Raw genomic sequence first — 21610 nt, forward strand, 5'->3', positions numbered from 1 at the left:
TCATCACTCCAATTGCGTTGTCGCGATCCTCTATAGCCGAATGGCGACGGCGGGAAGAGCGATTCCGCGCGCTCCATTTCGGCACCCGCTTGACAGGGACAGCCTGCAATGCCAATGGCCGCTTCCTCCTTATAGGGGGCGCGTAGCTCAGTGGTAGAGCACACCCTTCACACGGGTGGGGTCGCAGGTTCAATCCCTGCCGCGCCCACCATGGCTTACCCGCCATGACAGGACAGATTATTTCCCGGCATTGATCTTTTGATACGCAGCTTTAATCCTGCGGTCCTGATCCGGCGCGTGCGCGCGCCGAGCCGAAAGGATGTCGATGCCCCCTTATCTGAAAGCCAGTGCCGCGCTTTGCGCTTTGCTGTTGAGTTCCGCTGTGTCCGTGCAGGCGGAGGAAAAACTGACGCTGGAACGTGTGTTTGCCAGTCCCGACCTCGCTGGACCGCAGCCACGCGCGCTGACATTGTCGCCGGACGGGACGCTTGTGACCCTGCTCAAACCGCGCGCGGATGAGAAGGAGCGGCTCGACCTGTGGGCGATCGACACCGCTACCGGAGCGGAGCGGATGCTGGTCGATTCGAAGAAGACCGGCAGCGGCGCGGCGCTGAGCGAAGCGGAAAAGATGCAGCGCGAGCGGGATCGCAGCGTCGCGGGCAGTAGCGGGATTACCAGCTATGACTGGTCGTCCGATGGCAAGACCATCCTCGTGCCCGTCGATGGTGACCTCTATCTCGCCGCGCTGGATGGACAGGTGACACGGCTGACCGACACGCCCGATGGCGAGTTGAACGGCGTGGTCAGTCCCAAGGGGCGCTTCGTATCCTTCGTACGGGGCGGCAATCTGTTCGTGCAGCCGATCGGTGGCGCGGAACGGCAGATCACGCAGGGCGCAAGCGATACGGTGAGCTGGGGCGTGGCCGAGTTCGTCGCGCAGGAGGAAATGGACCGGCGCACCGGCTATTGGTGGTCGCCGGACGAGGCGATCATCGCGGTCGCGCGGGTCGATGAAGCCCCGGTCGGCATCGTCACCCGCACCGCGATCGGCGGGGAGGGGACCAAAGTCTATCAACAACGCTATCCGGCTGCAGGCACGCCCAACGCGCTGGTCGATCTTTACGTGATGAAGCCGGATGGTTCGGGTCAGGTGAAGGTCGATCTTGGCCCGGATTCGGACATCTATCTGGCGCGGGTCAACTGGTCGAAGGATGGCCGCACCCTCTATGTCCAGCGGGAAAGCCGCGACCAGAAGCGGCTCGATCTGCTGGCGGTTGATCCAGTGACCGGCAAGGGCCGGGTGATCCTTACCGAAACGGCGAAAAGCTGGGTGAACCTCTCCAACAATTTCCGGCCACTCACCGACGGGAGTTTCCTGTGGTGGTCGGAAAAGACAGGCCATGGGCATCTCTACCATGTGCGCGGGAGCAAATGGACGCCGCTCACCAGCGGCAAGTGGGACGTGCGCGACGTGGTGGGCGTGGATGAGAACAAAGCCCTCGTCTATTTCACCGGCAATCGCGAAACGCCGCTGGAACAGCAACTTTATGTCGCACCGCTGACGAAGGCCGGGGCGGCGCGGGCGTTGACGCGCAGCGGCTGGTGGAATGATTCGGTGATGGACGGCAAGGCAAGCCGGATCGTCGTCAGCCGCCAGAATAGCGACCAGCCAAAACAGGTCTATCTGGCCGATAACAGCGGCAAGCAGTTGCAATGGTTGTCGGAAAATGCGCTGACGGGAAGCCATCCTTATGCGCCCTATGTCGCCAGCCATGTGAAGACGACATTCGGCACGGTGAAGGCGGCGGACGGCACGACGCTCTATACCAAGATCATGACCCCGCCGATCGAGCCGGGGAAACGCTATCCGGTGTTCATGATCCATTATGGCGGTCCCGGCGGCGGGCGGCAGGTGACCAATAGTTGGAGCGGTGCGCTCAACCAATATCTGGTCGACCGAGGCTGGATCGTCTTTGCGATCGACAATCGCGGGACACCCGATCGCGGCAAGGCGTTCGAGGACCATCTCTATCGCGCGATGGGCACGGTGGAGGTCGAGGATCAATTGGTCGGCGTCGAATGGCTCAAGGCCCAGCCCTTCGTCGATCCACAGCGGATCGCAACATATGGCTGGTCCTATGGCGGCTATATGTCGCTGAAACTGCTGGAGAAGGCGCCGGGCGTGTTCGCTGCGGCGATCGCTGGCGCGCCGGTGACAAAATGGGAACTATACGACACCCATTATACCGAACGTTATCTGGGCCAGCCGCAAGATACACCCAGCGCCTATCCCGCGTCGGGCGCAGTTGATGAGTCGGTCAAGATTGTCGATCCGCTGCTGCTGGTCCACGGCATGTCCGACGATAATGTCGTCTTCGACAATGCCACCGCGCTGATGGCGAAGATGCAAGTCGCGGCGGTGCCGTTCGAGATGATGGCCTATCCCGGCCAAACCCATCGCGTCGGCGGGCCGGGCATCAGCGTGCATCTATGGCGCACGATCGAGGATTTCCTGGCCCGTCGCGGGATCGCGCCCTGCCCATGACAGGCGTTTTGCAGGTCGAGGACGTAAAAAGCCTACAGCAAGCCTTCAATGCGCTGCAGGCAGGGCAGGCTGTCACTGCCGAGCGGATGCTGCGGGCGATGGCCGCGCCGCTGCGCAATCATCCTGACGCGCTCTATATCTTTGCGTCTGCACGCCGTGCCCAGGGTGACATGGCAGGCGCGCGGATGGCATTCGAAGCTGCACTGAAAGGCGGGGCGACCAACCCGCAGCTTTGGAACGCCTATGGCAATCATCTGCATGATATGGGCGACGGGGCTGCAGCCATAGCCGCGCTTCAACGGGCAGTGGCCGTGCAACCCCGTTATGCGGAGGGGTGGATCAACCTGGCGATCGTCGCGACCGATCAGATGCAATTCGGCATCGCCGAAGAGGCGCTGGATCAAGCTGCACGAATTGCACCGCAGGATGATCGCATCCTGCACGTGCAAGGGGCGATGGCGCAGGCTCAGGATCGACCTGAGGCGGTGGCGGCGGCGTATCGCGCTCTACTCGTAAGAAAGCCATCGGATCTTCGCGCATGCTATAATCTCGCAACGGCGCTCCGGGCGTCCGACGATCGCGCCAGCGCGCTGGAGGCGATCGAGCGCGCCATCGATGGCGGGTTGGACATCGCGCCAGCGCTTACGCTTCGTGCGCATATCCTCGCGGAAATGGGGCGCTTCGATGAGGCTGTAGCGCAATATCAAGCGGCATTGCGTCGTTATCCCGATCATGTCGATGCCCAGGACACATTGGCTAGGCTATTGCCTCAGATTGGACGCGCGGCCGAAGCGTTTGACGCTTTCGATTTAGCAATCGAACAGCAGCCACGCCATATCCAACTGCTATTGGCAGGCATCCGCGTCGCCATGGATATTCGCGATCATGACCGGGCATTGGGGCTGATCGACCGCGCGCAGCCCATGCTGGATGATCCCGATCAGCTAAGCGTGGTCCGCATCCGGGCGTTGGGGCTGGCTGGACGGCATGGGGACGCAATCGACTTGGCCCGAACCCTTGCTGCTGCCGATCCCGCCCGCGCCGGTTTGCAAGCCAATCTCGCCCAGCTGCTCTTGGCGCAGGGTGACCCCGACGAGGCGCTCAGTCATGCGCTGCTTGCCACCCGACATGCGCCATTGGACCAGACGGGGTGGGCACTGTTGACAGTCATATGGCGCCTGCTTGAAGATGAACGCGAGCATTGGCTGGCGGGCTATGACCATTATGTTCGTGACCTTGACATTGGCACGCCGGATGGCTGGAGCAACCAATCGGCCTTTCTTGTAGACCTGCGCGAATCGCTTGAACGCTTGCATGTGACCACCGCCCACCCGGCCGACCAGACATTGCGCGGCGGCACACAGACCCGCGGTGATCTGTTTGATCGCCGCAGATGTCCCGTGATCATGGCGCTCAAGCGACAGTTACACCGTTGCACGCAATCTGCGCTGGCGGACTTGCCCAATCAACCGGGTCATCCGTTGCTAGATCGACGGACCGGCGACATACAGTTTTCCGGCTCATGGTCGGTGCGTCTGCGCGAAAATGGTCGGCATGTGCCCCATATCCATCCTCAGGGCTGGATCAGTTCAGCCTTTTATGTGGCGCTACCCAATGATGTTCCGGCGGAACATCGGTCGGGTGAAGGCACCATTTTGTTTGGCGTGCCCGATGATGCCCTCAACCTGACCGCGCTACCGCCTCGACGGGTGATACAGCCGCAAGCCGGTCGGCTGGTACTGTTTCCCTCTTATCTATGGCACGGCACTGCACCCTTTTCGGGACCGCAATCGCGGCTCACTATCGCCTTCGATGCGCTGCCAGCCTAACATCAGTTATCGCCAGGCGTGGAAGATCGCCCGGCGGTAACGGTCCTTGCGGCGCAGCGGCATGGCCCATTTGCGCCAGCCCTGATTGTCGAGCGCTTCGGGCAGCACTTGAAAACGGCTATAGCCGAAGCGGCGACACATTTCCTGCAAGGCCAAGATGTTGGGCGCCCAGAAATTGGTGGGGTCGCCATCCAGCTCCAGTTCGGTGAACAGGCGCATCGCGGGCACCGGCTCGTGGCGCAGCGCCGTCACCGTTTCGATCACCAGATGATCGCGGCTCATCGCGGCGGCGGCTTCGAGCGTGCGATAGGGGTCGGGCACATGGTAGAGGACGCCCAGCAGCAGCACCATGTCGAACTGGCCGAGTTCGTCCGCCTTATGGTCGGCTACGTCGAGGTCGAGTGAGCGTATTTTGGATTCGAAGCGGGCATGGGCATGGTCGAAGCCGCGCTTGTCGCCCCACCCCTGGCCTGACCAGCAGAAATGGTCGGTTGCCATGACTTCCGCCGCGCCGCGCTGTTCCGCCTGAAACGAGAAGAAGCCATCCCAGGCCCCGATGTCGAGCACGCGCTTGCCCGCAAGCGGCGCGATGAAAATCTGGTCGGCTTCTTCCTGCAGCGAGGCCAGTGGCTTGATGCCATCGGCGCGGCTGCCATCGGGGAATGCGAAGCTGTGAAACCAGCGGTCGGGCAGGGGTGGCAGCAGCTCTGACTGCATCGATTACAATCCGTTTTTCAAGGAGGATGAAGGGCGGCACAGAGGTACGACGCACTGGATATTGCGCCCGCTATCGAGTGGACAAGCCCTTCTTTCTGGACAAAAGGCCCAGTATCGCTATGGCGCGCACTCCGCAAGATTTGCTTTGGAGTGGAGAGTTTAGTCATGGGTTACAGGGTCGTCGTCGTAGGAGCCACCGGGAATGTGGGCCGCGAAATGCTGACCATTCTCGCCGAGCGCGAGTTCCCGATTGACGAGATCGCGGCCGTCGCTTCCTCGCGTTCGCAGGGACTGACCGTTGATTTCGGCGATAGTGGCAAGACCATCAAATGCCAGAGCATTGAGCATTTCGACTTCACCGGCTGGGACATCGCCCTGTTCGCGGTAGGCAGCGGCCCGACGGCGCAATATGCGCCCAAGGCAGCGGCAGCCGGTTGCGTCGTGATCGACAATAGCTCGCTCTATCGCATGGACCCGGACGTTCCCTTGATCGTGCCGGAAGTGAATCCCGATGCGATCGATGGCTATAAGAAGAAGAACATCATCGCCAACCCCAACTGCTCGACCGCACAGATGGTCGTGGCGTTGAAGCCGCTGCATGACGCCGCCAAGATCAAGCGCGTCGTCGTCGCGACCTACCAGTCGGTGTCGGGCGCGGGCAAGGCGGGCATGGACGAACTGTTCGAGCAGAGCCGCAACATCTTCGTCGGCGATCCGGCCGAGCCCAAGAAGTTCACCAAGCAGATCGCCTTCAACGTGATCCCGCATATCGACGTCTTCCTGGACGATGGTTCGACCAAGGAAGAATGGAAGATGGTCGCGGAAACCAAGAAGATCCTCGATCCCAAGATCAAGCTGACCGCAACTTGCGTGCGCGTTCCCGTGTTCGTCGGCCATAGCGAAGCGATCAACATCGAGTTCGAGAATGAAATCTCGGCCAAGGAAGCACAGGACATATTGCGTGAAGCGCCCGGCATCATGCTGGTCGATAAGCGCGAGGATGGCGGCTATATTACTCCGATTGAATGCGTCGGCGATTTCGCGACCTTCATCAGCCGCGTGCGCGAGGATTCGACCGTCGAAAATGGTATCAACTTGTGGTGCGTCAGCGACAATCTGCGCAAGGGCGCGGCGCTGAACGCGGTGCAGATCGCTGAATTGCTGGGCCGTCGCCACCTTAAGAAGGGCTGATAGCTCCACCTTGCCGCTATGCTATCATGGTGATAGCATAGCGGCATGGGCCAAGTTCTTATCCGCAACCTCGATGAACAAGTCATCGCTGCCTATCGTGAACTGGCGGTACGCAATCAGCGTTCGTTGGAAGCTGAGTTGCGCGATGCGTTGACGCGCGGTCGGCCGATGACCGGTGATCGCCTGAACAGCATGTTGACCCGTCTTGAAGATATACGCGCGATGACGCCCCGGAATGTACGGCAGACACCGCCTGAGGAACTTCTGCGAGAAGATCACGCCGACTGATGCTCATCGTTGACACGAGCGTTGCTGCCCGTTGGGTCATTGGCAGCGATGATCCTATTCTGTCGAATGAAGTCAGTATTGCTCTTACTCTTTTGCCGCGTCGACTGGTTGCGCCCGACTTGCTGATGGCCGAGTTCGCCAACGTCATGTGGAAGAAGGTGCGAGCGCAGGAAATCGGTTCCGCTCAGGCCAGGGAGGCGGCGGCAGTGCTGCCCGACATCGTCGAACTGATCCCGACAGCGGGCCTAGCCGATCGCGCCATGGACATAAGCCTGCAACTGGACCATCCGGCCTATGATTGCTTTTTCCTGGCCGCGGCACAAATGCTGGAAACCATCGTCATTTCGGCCGACAGAAAGCTGGTTCGCCGTTGCGCTGATACGGCATTTTCGGGCCTGATTGCGGGCCTGACGGATCGTCCGTCCTGGCAGGCGTAGCGAGGCCTGGTCTTGATCGCACTCTTGCGCCGCGCCGACTGACGCCATATCGGCAACCCGCCCCAGCCAAAGGACCATGCCATGACCGACCTCCCCATCGAACGCCATGATGTAAAGGGTTTCGACGGCCTGCCGATCGCGGTTCATGTCGTGGGCGAAGGACGAGATCTGGTGTTGATCCACGGCTATTTCTCCAATGCCTACACCAATTGGATTCGCTATGGCCATGCCGCCAAGCTGGTGGCGGCTGGTTTCCGCCTCATCATGCCGGACCTGCGCGGGCATGGCGAAAGCGGCAAGCCACATGATCCCGCCGCCTATCCGGCCGATGCGCTGACCGATGACGGTCTGGCGCTGATCGAACAGATGGGGCTGACCGATTATGATCTGGGCGGTTATTCGCTGGGTGCGCGGACCACGGTGCGGATGCTCGCGCGCGGTGCGACGCCGCGTCGGGTGATTTTGGCGGGTATGGGGTTGCGCGGTCTGGTGCAATCGCTCGACAATGGCGGCTATTATCAGAATGTGCTGACCAACCTCGGCACGTTCGAACGCGGCACGTCGCAATGGATGACCGAAGCCTTCCTCAAGACGACCAAGGGCGATCCAGTCGCGCTGCTCCATATCCTCAACACATTCGTCGATACGCCGGAGACCACTATCGCCGGGATCATGCAACCGACCAAGGTCATTTGCGGGGCAGACGACCAGGATAATGGCGTGGCGCAGGAACTGGCCGATATTCTGCCCTATGGCAGCTATGCCGAGATTCCCGGCAACCATATGAATGCCGTCACCCGTAAGGAGATGGGACAGACGATGGTCGATTTTCTCACCGCTTGACGGGATCGCACCGTCAGGCCACTTTCCCCTCATACGCCTATGAGGGGACTCCCATGAAAATCGCCGTCTCGATCGCCGCGCTTGCGGCCGCTCTTTTGATATCGCCCGCCATGGCGCAGCAGGCTCCCGCGCCCACGGAGGCCGAGGCCGACGCCTTCCTCGCCAAGGTGGAAAAGGCGATGTTCGACCATTCGCTCATTTCCAGCCGGGCCGCCTGGATCAATTCCACCTATATCAGCGACGACAGTGACGCCGTCGCCGCCTATTTCGGTGCGATCGGCACCACCATGACGGTCGATTACGCGCTGGAAGCGGCCAAATATGCGACCGCACCTGGCCTGTCGGTGGAAACCAAGCGGCGGCTCGACCTGCTGCGCACCGCACTCACTTTGCCTGCCCCGACGATGCCTGGCGCAGCCCAACAGTTGAACGACCTCTCGACCCGGCTTCAATCCACCTATGGCAAAGGCAAGGGCACGCTGAACGGTCAGCCGATCAACGGCAGCGACATCGAAGAAAAAATGGGTTCCAGCCGCAATCCGCAGGAACTCAAGGAAATGTGGTTGAGCTGGCATGATAATGTCGGCGCGCCGATGCGCGGCGATTATGCCAAGCTGGTCGATATCGCCAATGCGGGCGCGAAGGAATTGGGCTTTGCCGACACCGGCGCGATGTGGCGGTCGAAATATGACATGCCTGCCGACGATTTCGCCAAGCTGACCGACAAGATTTGGGCGGAGGTGAAGCCCCTCTATGACGAACTGCATTGCTACACCCGCACCAAGCTGAACGAGACATATGGTGCGGAGGTGCAGCCCACGACAGGCCCGATCCGCGCCGACCTGCTCGGCAATATGTGGGCGCAGGAATGGGGCAATATCTATGATGTGGTGGCGCCCGCAGGCGCTGGCGACCTCGGCTTCGATGTCGGTGACCTGCTCAAGGCGAAGGGCTTTGTCGAAACCCGGCCCGATCAGGTGGACAGTCCCGACACCCCGGAAAAGCAGCGGCGCGGCTATTGGGAAAAGCAGATGTTCAAGATCGGCGAGGGCTTCTATTCCTCGCTTGGGCTGGAGCCGCTGCCTGCGACCTTCTGGGACCGCACCCAGTTCATCAAGCCGCTCGACCGCGAAGTCGTGTGCCATGCGTCGGCTTGGGATCTGGACAATAAAGACGATCTGCGCGTCAAAATGTGTACCAAGATCAACAGCGACGATTTCGTGACCATCCATCACGAACTCGGCCATAATTATTATCAGCGCGCCTATAACAAGAATCCCTATCTCTATCTGGACGGGGCCAATGATGGCTTCCATGAAGCGATCGGCGATTTCGTCGCATTGTCGATCACGCCCGATTATCTGGTGAAGATCGGCCTTCTTGATGCCGCCAAGATGCCCGGCGCGGACAAGGATCTGGGGCTGCTGCTGCGGCAGGCGATGGACAAGGTCGCGTTCCTGCCCTTTGGCCTGCTGATCGACAAATGGCGCTGGGGTGTGTTCGACGGGTCGATCCCGCAGGACCAGATGCAGAAGGGATGGACCGACCTGCGGTTACAATATCAAGGCATCATCCCGCCTGCGCCGCGCGATGAGACGAAGTTCGATGCGGGTGGCAAATATCATATCCCCGGCAACACGCCCTATACGCGTTATTTCCTCGCCAGAATCCTGCAATTCCAATTCTACGAAGCAGCGTGCAAGCAAGCGGGCTGGAAAGGGCCGCTGCATCGCTGTTCCTTCTATGGTAACAAAGATGTCGGGGCGAAGTTGAACGCCATGCTGGAAATGGGAGCGTCCAAACCCTGGCCCGATGCACTGCAAACTTTTACCGGTACACGCACCATTTCCGGCAAGTCCATGACCGCCTATTTCGCGCCATTGCAAAAATGGTTGATCCAACAGAATGAAGGCAAGTCTTGCGGCTGGTAAAAGCAGTCGAAACTTCTTAGGGGCTGGTCTTCATGGACCCGGTTATCATTGTCATTGCTTTGCTCATTTTCACCAGTGTCATTATGGCACTGGCGATGGGGGTGGCGTGGTTGCACTTTGGGCGGCAACGTCATGTGCGCAGCTGGGCGCTATCCTATGTGGCGGCAACGGGACAGTGGCTGGCCAATGCGGGTGGCGCTGCCCTTGGCAGCGGCAGTTTGATGGCCCTGACGTCCTGCCTGATCGTGGTGAGCGGATCCTTGATGCTCGTGGGCGTCCGGCAACGATCGGGGAAGCCGGTCCCTTGGCGCGCGCTGATCCTCTGTGGTGCCGTCGTGGCCACAGGCGGCAGCTATGTGGCGTTAATCGGTGACCGGTCGCTCCAGGGCATCGTCGTGCCATCTTATGTCGGCCTGTTAATGCTGTGTTCGGCGATCGCACTTTGGCCCCGCAACCGACGTTTCAGCGCGCCGGAGATGGCCTTTTTCAGCATGAGCCTCATCCTCGCGCTGTTCGAAGCCGGGCTGGTTGCCAGTGCTGCAACGGATTTGGGTCGGGCGCCCGGTGAGGGGATGGCCCTGTATCGCGCTTTGCTTGGGCTGGGGTTGCCGTCCATCTATGTCGGTCTGGGCGTCGCGGCTGTCATGGTGGTGGCGGGCGACCTTGCGCATCAATTGCGCCGGCAGATGCGTCATGACCCGCTGACCAATGTGTTGAACCGGCGCGGACTGGACGAATCCGCAAGCCGCGCGATCGCCCATGCGCACCGGCACCAGCGGCCCTTGGCGCTGGTGGTTTGCGACCTGGACGGGTTCAAAGCGTTGAACGATGGGCACGGGCATATCGCCGGAGATGCAGCATTGTGCGGTTTCGCGCAGTTGCTGACCAATGCGGTGCGTCGCGGGGACATCGTGGCGCGTCTGGGTGGCGACGAATTCGGCCTGCTGCTAGTCGAGACCGACGCCGCGGCGGCGGCCGATGTCATGGAGCGTGTGCGCGCGGAAATTGGCTGCCTTGTCGTTCCAAACGCACCCGAAGCCGCGCTGCGAGCCAGTTTTGGGGTGGCCGAGTTGCTCGCGTCCGACCAAAGCCTGGAGGATATGGTCGCGCGCGCCGATACGGCGCTGTATGATGCCAAGAAGGAAGGCAAGAACCGCGTCGCCATTTGGCGCGCGGCTGCCTGATCGTCGGTCCCCTGATCAGCGAAACGGCGGCTCGTTGAAGGCGCGCAGCTTGCGGCTGTGCAGCTTCGCTCCCTCCTTACGCAGCAATTCGCAGGTCATCAGCCCGACGCGCAAATGGCCCGCAATCGCTTCTTCATAGAAGCGGTTGGCCTGTCCCGGCAGCTTGAGTTCGCCGTGGATCGGCTTGTCGGACACGCAGAGCAGCGTGCCGTAAGGGACGCGGAAGCGATAGCCCTGCGCTGCGATCGTCGCCGATTCCATGTCGATCCCCACGGCCCGCGACAGGCTGAATCGCAGCGCCGAACTGGAATAGCGTAGTTCCCAATTCCGATCGTCGGTAGTGACCACAGTGCCGGTGCGCAGGCGACGGCGGAAATCTTCCTTGTCGCCGCCGCCCAACACCGCTTCGGCCGCGCTCGCCATCGCGACCTGCACTTCGGCGATGGCCGGAACCGGGATTTCCGGCGGCAGCATCGCGTCCAGCACCTTGTCGTCGCGCAGATAGGCATGGGCCAGCACATAGTCGCCGATCCGCTGGCTGGGACGCAGACCACCGCAATGGCCGATCATCAGCCAGGCTTCGGGGCGAACCACCGCGAGGTGGTCGCAGATCGTCTTGGCATTGGCCGGGCCGACGCCGATATTGACGAGGGTGATGCCGCTGCGATCCGGCGCGATCAGGTGATAAGCGGGCATCTGATGCCGACGCCAGGCGCTGTCGGCGATCATCCGAGCGGGATCGGCGGTTTCGGACGTGACATAGACGCCGCCCGCCCCCGACAGGGCGGTAAAGCGGCTGCCTTCGCGCTTTAGCTCGGCACAGGCCCAAGCCACGAATTCATCGACATAGCGATGATAGTTGGTGAACAATATGTAGCGCTGCACATCCTCCGCGGGCGTGCCGGTATAATGTTTGAGCCGCGCCAGCGAGAAATCGGTGCGCAACCCGTCGAACAGCGCCAAGGGCCGGTCGCCATCGGAATTGGGAATAAACAGCCCATCGGCAATCTCGTCGCCAATCTCGGCCAGTTCGGTCGCCGGAAAATGCCGCGCGAGTTCGGTCGGCGGCGTGCCATCGAGCGCGCTGATGTCCAGCCCGTCCAGCACATAGGGGAAGGGGATTTGCTGGGTGCTGAGGCCCGTCTCCACTTCGACGCCATAATCGCGGACCAGCAGGTCGATCTGTTCGGCCAGATAGTCGGCGAACATCGCCGGGCGGGTGATGGTGGTCACATAGCGGCCGGGCTTCGACAGGCGCGCGAACGATCGGCCGGGCGGCGGCATGTCGCTTTCGCCATGATAGATGATCCGCAGTTCGGGATAGCAGAAAAGCCGTTCGCTGCGCGCGGTGACGGCAGGCACACTGCCGTCGCGGGCGTAGGCGCGCATGGCCTCACGTAGATTTTCGATGGATGTCTGATAGATGTGGTCGAGTTGCGCGACCGTCGCCTTGCCGATGCTCTGTGTCATCGCCCCCTGTTACCGCCTTTGCGTGACGGAAGGAAGACGCTTGCTGCAACAAAGGCGCGCTGGATGTCCAGCGCGCCTTCGCAACGATCAGAGCTGGCCCAGCATATGGTCGGCCGACGAAACCTTATAGTCGCCCGGTTCCTCGACATTCAGTTCAGCAACGACCCCGTCCTTGACGATCATCGAAAAACGCTGGCCGCGCGTGCCGAGGCCGAACTTGCTGCCGTCCATCGTCAGGCCCACCGCCTTGGCGAAATCGCCATTGCCATCGGCCAGCATCGTTACCTTGTCATCGGCACCGGCAGACTTGCCCCACGCACCCATGACGAACACGTCGTTGACGGCGGTGCAGGCGATTTCATCCACGCCCTTGGCCTTGAGCGCATCGGCCTTTTCAACGAAACCAGGCAAATGCTTGGCCGAACAGGTCGGGGTGAAGGCACCCGGCACCGAGAAGATGGCGACGGTGCGGCCCGCAAAATACTCGTCCGAAGCCACGGCTTCGGGGCCGTTCTGGGTCATCTTGGTGAAGGTCGTGCTGGGCAGGCGTTCGCCTGTGGCAATGGTCATGGTCATATCTCCTGGCCTTGTGTCGGGCGGGAGGTCGGGCTTGCCGGTCCGACTGTCAAGGGGAGGGGCGTTATGCAAGCCGTCCTTGGCAATGCTGTGCGTGCGGCTATAGTCAAACCTATGGACCAGTCGCGCTTCTATGGTGGGCATTTCCTGCTCGCGCTTCCCGGCATGGACGACATGCGCTTCGATCATTCGGTGATCGCGCTGTGCGTGCATGACGAACATGGCGCGCTGGGCATCGCCGTGGGTGAGGAAATGGAGGAGGTGCGGCTGCGCGATCTGCTCGAAAGTTTCGATATTGACGGTAGCGGCGTGCCGGATAGGCCCGTGCTGCGCGGCGGCCCGGTCGAGCCGCGCCGAGGCTTCGTGCTGCATTCGCTCGACTGGGCGGGGCAGGACATGGTGCAGGTCGATGATCGCTGGGGCCTGTCGGGTTCGCTCGATATCTTGAAGGCGATCGGCGAGGGGCGGGGGCCAAGTCGCTATCTCGTGGCGCTGGGCTATGCCGGGTGGGGTGCTGGCCAGCTGGAACAGGAGATGACCGGTGAAAGCTGGTTCCTGGCGCCAGGCGACAAGGATCTGCTGTTCGAAACGCCTGCGCGCCGCAAATGGTCGGCTATTTTCGCGGCGATGGGCATCGATTCGTCGCATCTGGTGAGCGGTGCTGGGTCCGCCTGAGCGCCATAGGCGATAGGCACATAAAGACATCTTTATATTGCATTGCCATAAGGCCCGCCGCTTGGTAAAGCCCGGCCCATCGTCGCCGCCCGGCTCACGTCAGCGGTGCCAGCCTTTATTTGACTGACGGAGATATGCTCGTGGCCACCGTACCCGCTGCCAAGGCGCAGGATTATGTGATTGCCGATATCGGCCTCGCGACCTTTGGCCGCAAGGAAATGGATATTGCCGAAACCGAAATGCCGGGCCTGATGGCGCTGCGCGAGGAATTCGGCGCGTCGCAACCGCTCAAGGGCGCGCGCATCACCGGATCGCTGCACATGACGATCCAGACCGCCGTGCTGATCGAAACGCTGACCGCGCTGGGCGCGGAAGTGCGCTGGGCGACCTGCAACATCTATTCGACGCAGGACCATGCCGCTGCCGCGATCGCCGCGTCGGGCGTGCCCGTCTTCGCGATCAAGGGTGAAACGCTGCAGGAATATTGGGACTATGTCGAGCGCATCTTCGACTGGCACAATCATGAGTCCGGCGTCTGCAACATGATCCTGGACGATGGCGGCGATGCCACCATGTTCGCGCTGTGGGGCGCGCGGGTCGAGGCCGGTGAAGAATTGTTCACGCCGTCGAACGAAGAAGAAGAAATCTTCTGCGCGGTGCTCAAGCGCGTCCTTGCCGAGCGTCCGGGCTGGTTGACCAAGACCGTCGCCAGCATCAAGGGGGTGTCGGAAGAAACCACCACCGGCGTCCATCGCCTTTATGAACTGGCCAAGAAGGGCAAGCTGCCCTTCCCCGCGATCAACGTGAACGACAGCGTCACCAAGTCGAAGTTCGACAATCTCTATGGCTGCAAAGAGTCGCTGGTCGACGCGATCCGTCGCGGCACCGACGTCATGCTGGCTGGCAAGGTCGCCTGCGTCGCGGGCTTCGGCGATGTCGGCAAGGGCTCTGCCGCTTCGCTCCGCAATGGCGGCGCGCGCGTTCTGGTGACCGAAGTCGATCCGATCTGCGCGTTGCAGGCGGCGATGGAAGGCTATGAAGTCGTGACGATGGAAGAAGCAGCGCCCCGCGCCGACATCTTCGTCACCGCGACCGGCAACGAAGCCGTCCTGACCGTCGACCATATGCGCGCTATGAAGAATATGGCGATCGTGTCCAACATCGGCCATTTCGACAGCGAGATCGAGATTGCCGGCCTCGCCAACATGAAGTGGACCGAGATCAAGCCGCAGGTCGACGAAGTCGAATTCCCTGATGGCAAGAAAATCATCGTCCTGTCGAAGGGCCGTCTCGTTAACCTGGGCAACGCCACCGGCCATCCGAGCTTCGTGATGTCGGCCAGCTTCACCAACCAGACGCTGGCGCAGATCGAGCTTTGGACCAAGAGCGAGCAGTACGGCAACGACGTCTATGTCCTGCCCAAGCATCTGGACGAAAAGGTCGCCGAACTGCATCTGGAAAAGCTGGGCGTGAAGCTCACCAAGCTGAGCCAGCGCCAGGCCGACTATATCGGCGTGCCGGTCGAAGGCCCCTACAAGCCTGACCACTACCGTTACTGATAATTGGCGATCCTCCCCTTGTAGGGGAGGTGGCTGGCCATAGGCCAGACGGAGGGGTGTTGCCCTATCGATAGGGTGACACCCCTCCGTCAGCACTTCGTGCTGCCACCTCCCCCGCAGGGGGAGGATTTCGTTTGATTTGCTTTATCAAGCCCTGCCGTCATTCTATTATCAATTCTTTGCATCCCCGCTTCCCGCTGCGCCCGACTTGCGATAGTCGGGGCGTAATTATGTACAGGGACAGGCAGGTTCGGCGAAAGGGAGAGATGGCGTCATGATGACGCTCAGTCCCCTTGCCGCCATCATATTGGGTGTCGTGCTGGCCTTATGGTTGGTAGCGGCTGTCTGGGCGCTTGCCAGCGGACAGCGGATGCGGCGCGAGGGTATGCAGGCGCAGGGCAAGTTCGATCGGCTTGCCACGCTGCTGGCGTCCGCCCCTGCCGCGCCGGTCATCATTCACCCCGACGGACGGATGGAAGCGGCCGATCGCCTCGCCAAATGGCTGGGCAAGCCGCGCGTGCCGAACTTCGCTTCCGAACTGACGGCTGCCGACGGCGGGCTGGAGCCTGAGGATGCAGCGGCGCTGGCGGGTGAGATCGCGTCGGCGCAGCGTGCGGGCAAGAGCTTCGCGCTGCCGGTGCGCGGCGTGGGCTCCTCGCGATTGTTGCTGATACGTGGTGCCCCCGCCGGGCCGGAACTGGCGTCCAATGGCGGCGTCGTGCTGTGGATATTCGACGCGACCGACAGCCAAGCGGAAATTCGCTCGCTCCAAAGCAAGGTCGAACAATTGAGCGACGCGCTCGAAGCGCTGGCGGGCCTGGTCGAGGCGGCGCCCTTCCCGATGTGGCATCGGACCCCGGATCTGCGCCTCAGCCTCGTCAACAGCGCTTATGTCGCTGCCGTCGATGGTGGTAGCGCCCATGACGTCATCGCCCAGGGCATCGAACTGGTCGAGCCGGTAGCTGGCCTCTCCGCGCAGGCCGCCGCCGCCGATGCCGTCGCGCAGGATGAGCCGGTCGCACGCATGGTGCCCGCGACGATCGATGGCGAACGGCGGACAATGCGCGTGGTCGACGTGCCGCTCGGCGTAGCGGGCGTCGCGGGCTATGCGGTCGATCAGCATGAACTGGAACAAGCGCGGGTCGAGCATCGGCGGCTGGAAGCGGCGCAGCGCGACTTGCTTGATCGGCTGTCGGCCGGTGTCGCGCGCTTCGGGCCTGACCGGGCGCTGAGTTTCTGGAACCAGCCTTTCATCAGCCTGTTCGCTCTGCATCAGGAGCAACTGGCCGACTCGCCCCTGTTCGAGCGCGTATTGGACCAGATGCGTGACGCGCGGCGCATCCCGGAACATCGCGATTTCCCCGCATGGCGCGCGGAGCGGCGCGACTGGTTTCTGTCGCCTGATCCGCGCGAGGAAAATTGGCTGTTGCAGGACGGCACCCATTTGCGCGTCTATGCGCAGCCCTTGCCCGATGGTGGCCTGTTGCTGATCTTCGAGGATCGCACCGAGCAGGTGCAGTTGTCGAGCGCGCGCGACACGTTGCTGCGGGTGCGGACGGCGACCTTCGACAATCTGTTCGAATCGATCGGCGTATTTTCATCCGACGGACGGTTGCAGATGTGGAACAGCCGGTTCCGCAGTATCTGGGGCGCGACCGAGGAAATGCTGGCCAAACATCCCCGCATCGACGACCTGATGCGCGATGTACAGGCGCGGCTCGCCAAGCCGCAACAGGCCAATCTGGTCCGCGAACTCGTCCGCGCCGCCACGATCGAGCGCAAGCAGCGCGCAGGCCATGTCGGTTTCGCTGATGGGCGCATCTTCGAATTTGCCGCCATTCCGCTGCCCGACGGTAATGCGCTCTTCACGATGCTCGACGTGACCGACAGTCGCCGGGTCGAACAGGTGCTGCGCGATCGCAATGAAGCGCTGGAGCAAGCGGACCAGGTCAAGACGGCCTTCGTCACCAATATGAGCTATGAACTGCGCACCCCGCTCACCACCATCGCTGGCTTTGCCGAGATGATGAGCGCGGGCTATGCGGGCGAACTCAGCCCATCGGCCAAGGACTATGTCGACGGCATTCTTCAAAGCACGGGTCGCTTGGCGATGCTGATCGACAATGTGCTGGACCTGACCCAGGGTGAAGCGGGCACCTTGCCGATTGAACGAGCGCCTGTCGATCTGGCGGCGGTGGCGCGGGAAAGCGCCGCACGGCTGGGTGCCGATGCCAAGGCCAAGGGCATTGACCTCGCTGTCTCGCTGGAAAACAGCCTCGGCGTGGTGCAGGGCGACGCGCGGCGCATCGGCCAGGCGATCGACCATCTGCTCGACAATGCGCTGGCCCATTGCGGCAAGGGCGCGCGGGTGCTGCTCCACGGTGACGGCGGGGCGGACAAGGCGCGGATTGTGATTTCCGACAATGGTCCCGGCATCCCGACGGCGCAGCAGGATGCGATTTTCGATCCGACAGCGCGCGCGGGGCAGGCGCGGGCCGGAGGACGCGCGGGCATCGGCCTGCCGCTCGCCCGGCAACTGGCGCAGGCGCATGGCGGCACGTTGCAACTGGTGTCGGAGGCAGGGCAGGGGACGATGATCGTGATCGAATTGCCGCGTGGCTGACCGGACCATCCGTCTGGCCGACGAAGCGGCGATGCTCGACCTTGGCCAGCGCCTTGCTGCCCAAGCACGCATCGGCGATGTGATCGCGCTCTATGGCGGGCTGGGCGCGGGCAAGACGACGCTGGCGCGCGGCATTCTCGAAGCGTTGGGGCTTGAAAGCGAGGCGCCCAGTCCGAGTTTCGCGATCGTCCAGCCCTATGATGTGCCCGAAGTCCGCCTGCCGGTCGCCCATGTCGACCTCTACAGGCTGGACGACGCGCGGGAGGCGGACGAGTTGGCGCTCGGCGATTATCTGATGGACAGCCTGTTGATCATCGAATGGCCCGACCGGCTGGGCGATACGCTGTGGTCCCATGCGCTGCGATTGACCATTGCGTTCGACCCGGATGGCGGACGGCGCTTGACAGCGGACGTGCCGGACGCTTGGACGGAGCGATGGTCACAGCTATGATCCCGCCCGCCGCCGCGCCCGCTTTCCTCGCCCGCGCGGGGTGGGGCGACGCCGCCATCGTTCCGCTCGCAGGCGACGCCTCCTTCCGCCGCTACTTCCGCGTCATCGACGATAGCCGCCGGGCCGTTTTGATGGATGCGCCCCCGCCGCACGAAGATCCCCGCCCGTTCATCGCCATCGCTGAACATCTGCTGACCGACGGCTTTGCCGCGCCCCGCATATTGGCGCGCGACCTGGACGACGGGCTGGTGCTGATCGAGGATTTTGGCGACCTGCGGGTCAAGGAGCATCTCGACGCCCGGCCCGGTGAGGAAATGGCCGTTTATGCCCGCGCGATCGACCTGCTCGCCGACCTGCACCGCCTGCCTGCCGCGCCCGTGCCTGCCTATGACCGCGCCGTCTATCAGCGCGAGGTCGGATTGCTGACGGAATGGTATTGCCCGGCGATCGGCCTCGCGGTCGATCAGGACGCTTATGTCGCAGCCTGGGATGCCGTGCTGCCGCTGGTCGAGCAATCGGCCAGCCCGACCGTCACCGTGCTGCGCGACTATCATGCCGAAAATATCATGCTGATCGACCGGGCGGCATCGCATGGCCTTGGCCTGCTCGATTTTCAGGACGCGCTCGCCGGGCATCCCGCTTATGATCTCGTCTCGTTGTTGCAGGATGCGCGGCGCGATGTGCCGCCTGCCGTCGAGGCGGCTATGCTGGCGCACTACAAGGCCGTGGCGACCCCGCCCGCCGATTTCGATGCGGCCTATGCGGTGCTCGGCGCGCAGCGCAATGCCAAGATCATCGGCATCTTCACCCGATTGTGGCAGCGGGACGGCAAGCCGCGTTACCTCTCCTATCTGCCGCGCATGTGGGGCTTACTGGAGCGCGACCTCGCGCATCCCGCGCTGGCTCCTGTAGCGGACTGGTTCGCCGCCAACATCCCGACCGACAAGCGCCATGAGGCGCTCACGGAGTTTGCGGCGGCATGATCAACACGGCGATGTTGATGGCGGCGGGCCTTGGCAAGCGGATGCGCCCACTGACGGCCACCCGGCCTAAGCCACTGGTCAAGGTGGCAGGTCAGCCGCTGATGGATCATGCGCTCGACCGGCTGGAAGCGGGCGGCATCCGCAAGGTGGTGGTGAACGTCCATTATCTCGCCGACACGGTCGAGGCGCATCTGCGCGCGCGCAAAAGCGGGGCGGAGTTCCTCATCTCGGACGAGCGCGCCAAATTGCTGGAGACGGGTGGTGGTCTGGTCCACGCCAAGCCGCTGTTGGGCGACAAGCCCTTCGTCTGCGCCAATAGCGACAATCTGTGGATCGACGGGCCGCAGGATACGCTGGCGCTGATGCAGCGCCATTGGGATGCCGACCGGATGGATGCCCTGCTGCTGCTGGTGCCGCTGGCGCGGGCCAACTGCCATAGCGGGCCGGGCGATTTCCACATGGACGCCAATGGGCGGCTGACCCGACGCAAAAGCGCGCATGTCGCGCCCTTCGTCTTTACCGGCGTACAGATCCTATCTCCGTCGCTGCTGGTCGATCCGCCTGCCGACGTCTTTTCCACCAACATCTTCTGGTCCCGCGCGATCGCGGCCGGGCGGCTCTATGGCGTGTCGCACCAGGGCCTCTGGTTCGACGTCGGCACGCCGCAGGCCATTCCCGTGGTCGAAGCCATGCTCGCCCATGGGTGATCGCGGACAGCCAGCACTCTTCACGATCCCGGCGCATCGCGCCTTCGCCGACGCGCTGGTCGCAGGCATCATGGCGCGGCAGGGGCGCGATCCGCTGGCGCTGTCGCGGGGGATGATCCTGTTGCCCAGCAATCGCGGCGTGCGGGCGGTAGCCGACGCTTTCGTGCGCGCGTCAGGCGGTGGATTGCTGCTGCCCCGGCTCATTCCGATCGGCGACCCGGACATAGGGGAGCAAGTCGGCGGCGCGCTCGATCCGCTGGGCGAGGATGATCCCATCGCGCCCGCAATCGCGCCGATGCAGCGGCAGATGATCCTAGCCCGTCTGGTGCAGCAGGCACAGCCCGGCATCGATGCCGGACAGGCGCTGAAACTGGGGCAGGCACTGGGACAGGTGCTGGACCAGATGCAGGTCGAACGGCTGACCCCTGACGCGCTGCGTAAGCTCAGCCTTTCGGACGAACTCTCCGGTCATTGGCAAAAGTCTTTAACCCTGTTCGAGATTATCATTGCGCGTTGGCCGGCCGAACTGGCGCGGCTTGGCTGCATCGATCTGGTCGATCGGCGCAATCGCCTGTTCGATCGGCTGGCCAAACGCTGGGCCAACGCGCCGCCCTCTGGCTTCGTCGTGGCGGCGGGTATTTCAACCACGGCCCCTGCCGTTGCAGGACTGCTGCGTCGGATCGGCGAGATGCCCGGCGGCATGGTGGTGTTCGCCGGACTGGACCAGCATATGGACGATGCCGCCTGGCAAGCGATCGGCCCGTTCGATCCCGACCCGGTGACGGGCCGCGCGCCTGCAGGGCATGAGAGCCATCCCCAATATGCGCTCAAGCGCCTGCTCCATGCCATGAGCGCGACGCGCGACGATGTGGCGCAATGGCGCTGGGGCAGCGAGCATGATGCGCGAGCGGTGCGCGGGCGCAATATTTCCAACGCGATGCTGCCGCCAAAGCTCACCAGCGGCTGGCGCGACCTCAAAACCGCCGACCGCTCGCTCGCGGGTGTCGAGGCGCTGGATGTCGCGACGCCGGGCGAGGAGGCGCAGGCCATCGCCATCGCCCTACGCGAGGCATTGGAAACGCCGGGCCGCACCGCCGCTCTGGTCACGCCCGACCGGCAATTGGCGACGCGCGTGTCCGCGCATCTGCGCCGCTGGGGGATAGAGGCGGACGATTCGGCAGGCCTGCCGCTTTCGCGCCTGCCGCCCGGCACGCTGCTGATCGCGATGGCGCAGGCGGTGGCGGAACGCTTTGCGCCGGTTGCGCTGCTGACGCTGCTCAAACATCCGCTGGTGATGCGCGGGACGGGGCGGTTGGCCTGGCTGGAGGGCGTGCGCGGCCTTGACCTGCTGCTGCGTGGCCCCCGCCCGCAGGCCGGGCTGATCGGCATCGACCAAACATTGCGCCCGCGCGAGGATGAGGACCGGCAGGGCACCCTGCGCGCACAGGTGCGCGACTGGTGGCCGCAGGCGCGCGCGCTGCTCGAACCGCTGGAGCGCGCTTTTCTCGCAACGCCTGACCTGTCGGGCCAGCTTGCCGCCATCAGCGAGCAGGCGGGCGCGCTGACGGGCGACGCGATCTGGGCCGGGCACCAGGGGCAGG

Annotated in this window: 17 protein-coding genes, 1 tRNA gene and 1 pseudogene; 16 read left to right on the plus strand and 3 right to left on the minus strand. The window is 62.9% G+C overall.

Translation table 11 applies throughout. The features are described from left to right. The first annotated feature begins 136 nt into the window (after positions 1-136). The 3 genes from IL54_RS14080 (at position 137) to IL54_RS22300 (ending at position 4374) form a co-directional block, all read left to right on the plus strand. Positions 137-211: transfer RNA gene (locus IL54_RS14080), tRNA-Val, on the plus strand. A gap of 114 nt (positions 212-325) precedes the next feature. Continuing rightward, the gene (locus tag IL54_RS14085) at positions 326-2545 is read left to right on the plus strand and encodes a S9 family peptidase (RefSeq protein WP_037478709.1); all 2220 of its coding nucleotides are present in this window, start codon (positions 326-328) and stop codon (positions 2543-2545) included. Next, a complete protein-coding gene (locus IL54_RS22300) occupies positions 2542-4374 on the plus strand; it encodes a putative 2OG-Fe(II) oxygenase (RefSeq protein ID WP_052027700.1) in 1833 nt (610 codons plus the stop codon). Before IL54_RS14085 ends, IL54_RS22300 begins: the two co-directional genes overlap by 4 nt. 6 nt (positions 4375-4380) lie before the next feature. On the opposite strand, the gene IL54_RS14095 is transcribed toward IL54_RS22300, so the two are convergent. Beyond that, a complete protein-coding gene (locus IL54_RS14095; RefSeq protein ID WP_037476521.1) occupies positions 4381-5091 on the minus strand; it encodes a class I SAM-dependent methyltransferase in 711 nt (236 codons plus the stop codon). Between the two features lie 165 nt (positions 5092-5256). Here IL54_RS14095 and IL54_RS14100 point away from each other — a divergent pair, with 165 nt between their 5' ends. From IL54_RS14100 to IL54_RS14125, 6 genes are all read left to right on the plus strand, one after another. Next, positions 5257-6282 carry an aspartate-semialdehyde dehydrogenase gene (locus tag IL54_RS14100; protein ID WP_037476522.1) on the plus strand — a complete coding sequence of 342 codons (1026 nt, stop codon included), beginning with the start codon at positions 5257-5259 and terminating at the stop codon, positions 6280-6282. Positions 6283-6327: 45 nt separating this feature from the next. Further along, positions 6328-6570, plus strand: a complete 243-nt coding sequence (locus IL54_RS14105; protein WP_037476523.1) for a FitA-like ribbon-helix-helix domain-containing protein — start codon at positions 6328-6330, stop codon at positions 6568-6570. Then, positions 6570-7007: a type II toxin-antitoxin system VapC family toxin gene (locus IL54_RS14110; protein ID WP_037476524.1), complete on the plus strand. Its 438-nt coding sequence runs from the start codon at positions 6570-6572 to the stop codon at positions 7005-7007. Before IL54_RS14105 ends, IL54_RS14110 begins: the two co-directional genes overlap by 1 nt. Positions 7008-7088: 81 nt before the next feature. Then, complete coding sequence (locus IL54_RS14115) at positions 7089-7850, plus strand: alpha/beta fold hydrolase (RefSeq protein ID WP_037476525.1); 762 nt, start codon at positions 7089-7091, stop codon at positions 7848-7850. A 53-nt stretch (positions 7851-7903) separates the two neighbouring features. After that, on the plus strand, positions 7904-9781 hold the full coding sequence (locus tag IL54_RS14120; protein WP_037476526.1) for a M2 family metallopeptidase: 1878 nt from the start codon (positions 7904-7906) through the stop codon (positions 9779-9781). Positions 9782-9813: 32 nt separating this feature from the next. Further along, a complete protein-coding gene (locus tag IL54_RS14125; protein ID WP_037476527.1) occupies positions 9814-10965 on the plus strand; it encodes a GGDEF domain-containing protein in 1152 nt (383 codons plus the stop codon). 15 nt (positions 10966-10980) lie between these two features. Here the strand turns inward: IL54_RS14125 and IL54_RS14130 are convergent, their stop codons facing one another. Further along, positions 10981-12435, minus strand: coding sequence for an AMP nucleosidase (locus tag IL54_RS14130; protein WP_037476528.1), 1455 nt, complete (start codon positions 12433-12435; stop codon positions 10981-10983). Between the two features lie 87 nt (positions 12436-12522). After that, positions 12523-13005 (minus strand): peroxiredoxin, encoded by a 483-nt coding sequence (locus IL54_RS14135; protein ID WP_037476529.1) that lies wholly within the window; start codon positions 13003-13005, stop codon positions 12523-12525. Between the two features lie 120 nt (positions 13006-13125). Here IL54_RS14135 and IL54_RS14140 point away from each other — a divergent pair, with 120 nt between their 5' ends. From IL54_RS14140 to IL54_RS14170, 7 genes and pseudogenes are all read left to right on the plus strand, one after another. Next, entirely contained in the window at positions 13126-13686 is a 561-nt protein-coding gene (locus tag IL54_RS14140; RefSeq protein WP_037476530.1) for a YqgE/AlgH family protein, read from the plus strand. A 140-nt stretch (positions 13687-13826) separates the two neighbouring features. Further along, the gene (gene ahcY, locus IL54_RS14145; RefSeq protein ID WP_037478717.1) at positions 13827-15245 is read left to right on the plus strand and encodes an adenosylhomocysteinase; all 1419 of its coding nucleotides are present in this window, start codon (positions 13827-13829) and stop codon (positions 15243-15245) included. Between the two features lie 277 nt (positions 15246-15522). Further along, entirely contained in the window at positions 15523-17868 is a 2346-nt protein-coding gene (locus tag IL54_RS14150; protein WP_037478720.1) for a sensor histidine kinase, read from the plus strand. Beyond that, entirely contained in the window at positions 17861-18319 is a 459-nt protein-coding gene (gene tsaE / locus IL54_RS14155; protein ID WP_037476531.1) for a tRNA (adenosine(37)-N6)-threonylcarbamoyltransferase complex ATPase subunit type 1 TsaE, read from the plus strand. The genes IL54_RS14150 and tsaE overlap by 8 nt, the downstream gene beginning before the upstream one ends. Continuing rightward, positions 18316-19302: an aminoglycoside phosphotransferase family protein gene (locus IL54_RS14160; protein WP_037476532.1), complete on the plus strand. Its 987-nt coding sequence runs from the start codon at positions 18316-18318 to the stop codon at positions 19300-19302. The genes tsaE and IL54_RS14160 overlap by 4 nt, the downstream gene beginning before the upstream one ends. Then, a complete protein-coding gene (locus IL54_RS14165) occupies positions 19299-20009 on the plus strand; it encodes a nucleotidyltransferase family protein (protein ID WP_037476533.1) in 711 nt (236 codons plus the stop codon). Before IL54_RS14160 ends, IL54_RS14165 begins: the two co-directional genes overlap by 4 nt. Then, positions 20002-21610, plus strand: a pseudogene (locus tag IL54_RS14170) (double-strand break repair protein AddB); the annotation flags it as partial. The gene IL54_RS14165 and the pseudogene IL54_RS14170, both read left to right, overlap by 8 nt.

This window comes from Sphingobium sp. ba1, from assembly GCF_000743655.1.
GTDB lineage: Bacteria > Pseudomonadota > Alphaproteobacteria > Sphingomonadales > Sphingomonadaceae > Sphingobium.

Coding starts and splice junctions, on each gene's coding strand:
- IL54_RS14165 (WP_037476533.1), top strand. CDS start 19,299: ATGATCAACACGGCGATGTTGATGGCGGCGGGCCTTGGCAAGCGGATG.
- IL54_RS14135 (WP_037476529.1), bottom strand. CDS start 13,005: ATGACCATTGCCACAGGCGAACGCCTGCCCAGCACGACCTTCACCAAG.
- IL54_RS14120 (WP_037476526.1), top strand. CDS start 7,904: ATGAAAATCGCCGTCTCGATCGCCGCGCTTGCGGCCGCTCTTTTGATA.
- IL54_RS14160 (WP_037476532.1), top strand. CDS start 18,316: ATGATCCCGCCCGCCGCCGCGCCCGCTTTCCTCGCCCGCGCGGGGTGG.
- IL54_RS14105 (WP_037476523.1), top strand. CDS start 6,328: ATGGGCCAAGTTCTTATCCGCAACCTCGATGAACAAGTCATCGCTGCC.
- IL54_RS14095 (WP_037476521.1), bottom strand. CDS start 5,091: ATGCAGTCAGAGCTGCTGCCACCCCTGCCCGACCGCTGGTTTCACAGC.
- IL54_RS14130 (WP_037476528.1), bottom strand. CDS start 12,435: ATGACACAGAGCATCGGCAAGGCGACGGTCGCGCAACTCGACCACATC.
- IL54_RS14100 (WP_037476522.1), top strand. CDS start 5,257: ATGGGTTACAGGGTCGTCGTCGTAGGAGCCACCGGGAATGTGGGCCGC.
- IL54_RS14110 (WP_037476524.1), top strand. CDS start 6,570: ATGCTCATCGTTGACACGAGCGTTGCTGCCCGTTGGGTCATTGGCAGC.
- IL54_RS22300 (WP_052027700.1), top strand. CDS start 2,542: ATGACAGGCGTTTTGCAGGTCGAGGACGTAAAAAGCCTACAGCAAGCC.
- IL54_RS14085 (WP_037478709.1), top strand. CDS start 326: ATGCCCCCTTATCTGAAAGCCAGTGCCGCGCTTTGCGCTTTGCTGTTG.
- IL54_RS14115 (WP_037476525.1), top strand. CDS start 7,089: ATGACCGACCTCCCCATCGAACGCCATGATGTAAAGGGTTTCGACGGC.
- IL54_RS14125 (WP_037476527.1), top strand. CDS start 9,814: ATGGACCCGGTTATCATTGTCATTGCTTTGCTCATTTTCACCAGTGTC.
- IL54_RS14150 (WP_037478720.1), top strand. CDS start 15,523: ATGACGCTCAGTCCCCTTGCCGCCATCATATTGGGTGTCGTGCTGGCC.
- IL54_RS14140 (WP_037476530.1), top strand. CDS start 13,126: ATGGACCAGTCGCGCTTCTATGGTGGGCATTTCCTGCTCGCGCTTCCC.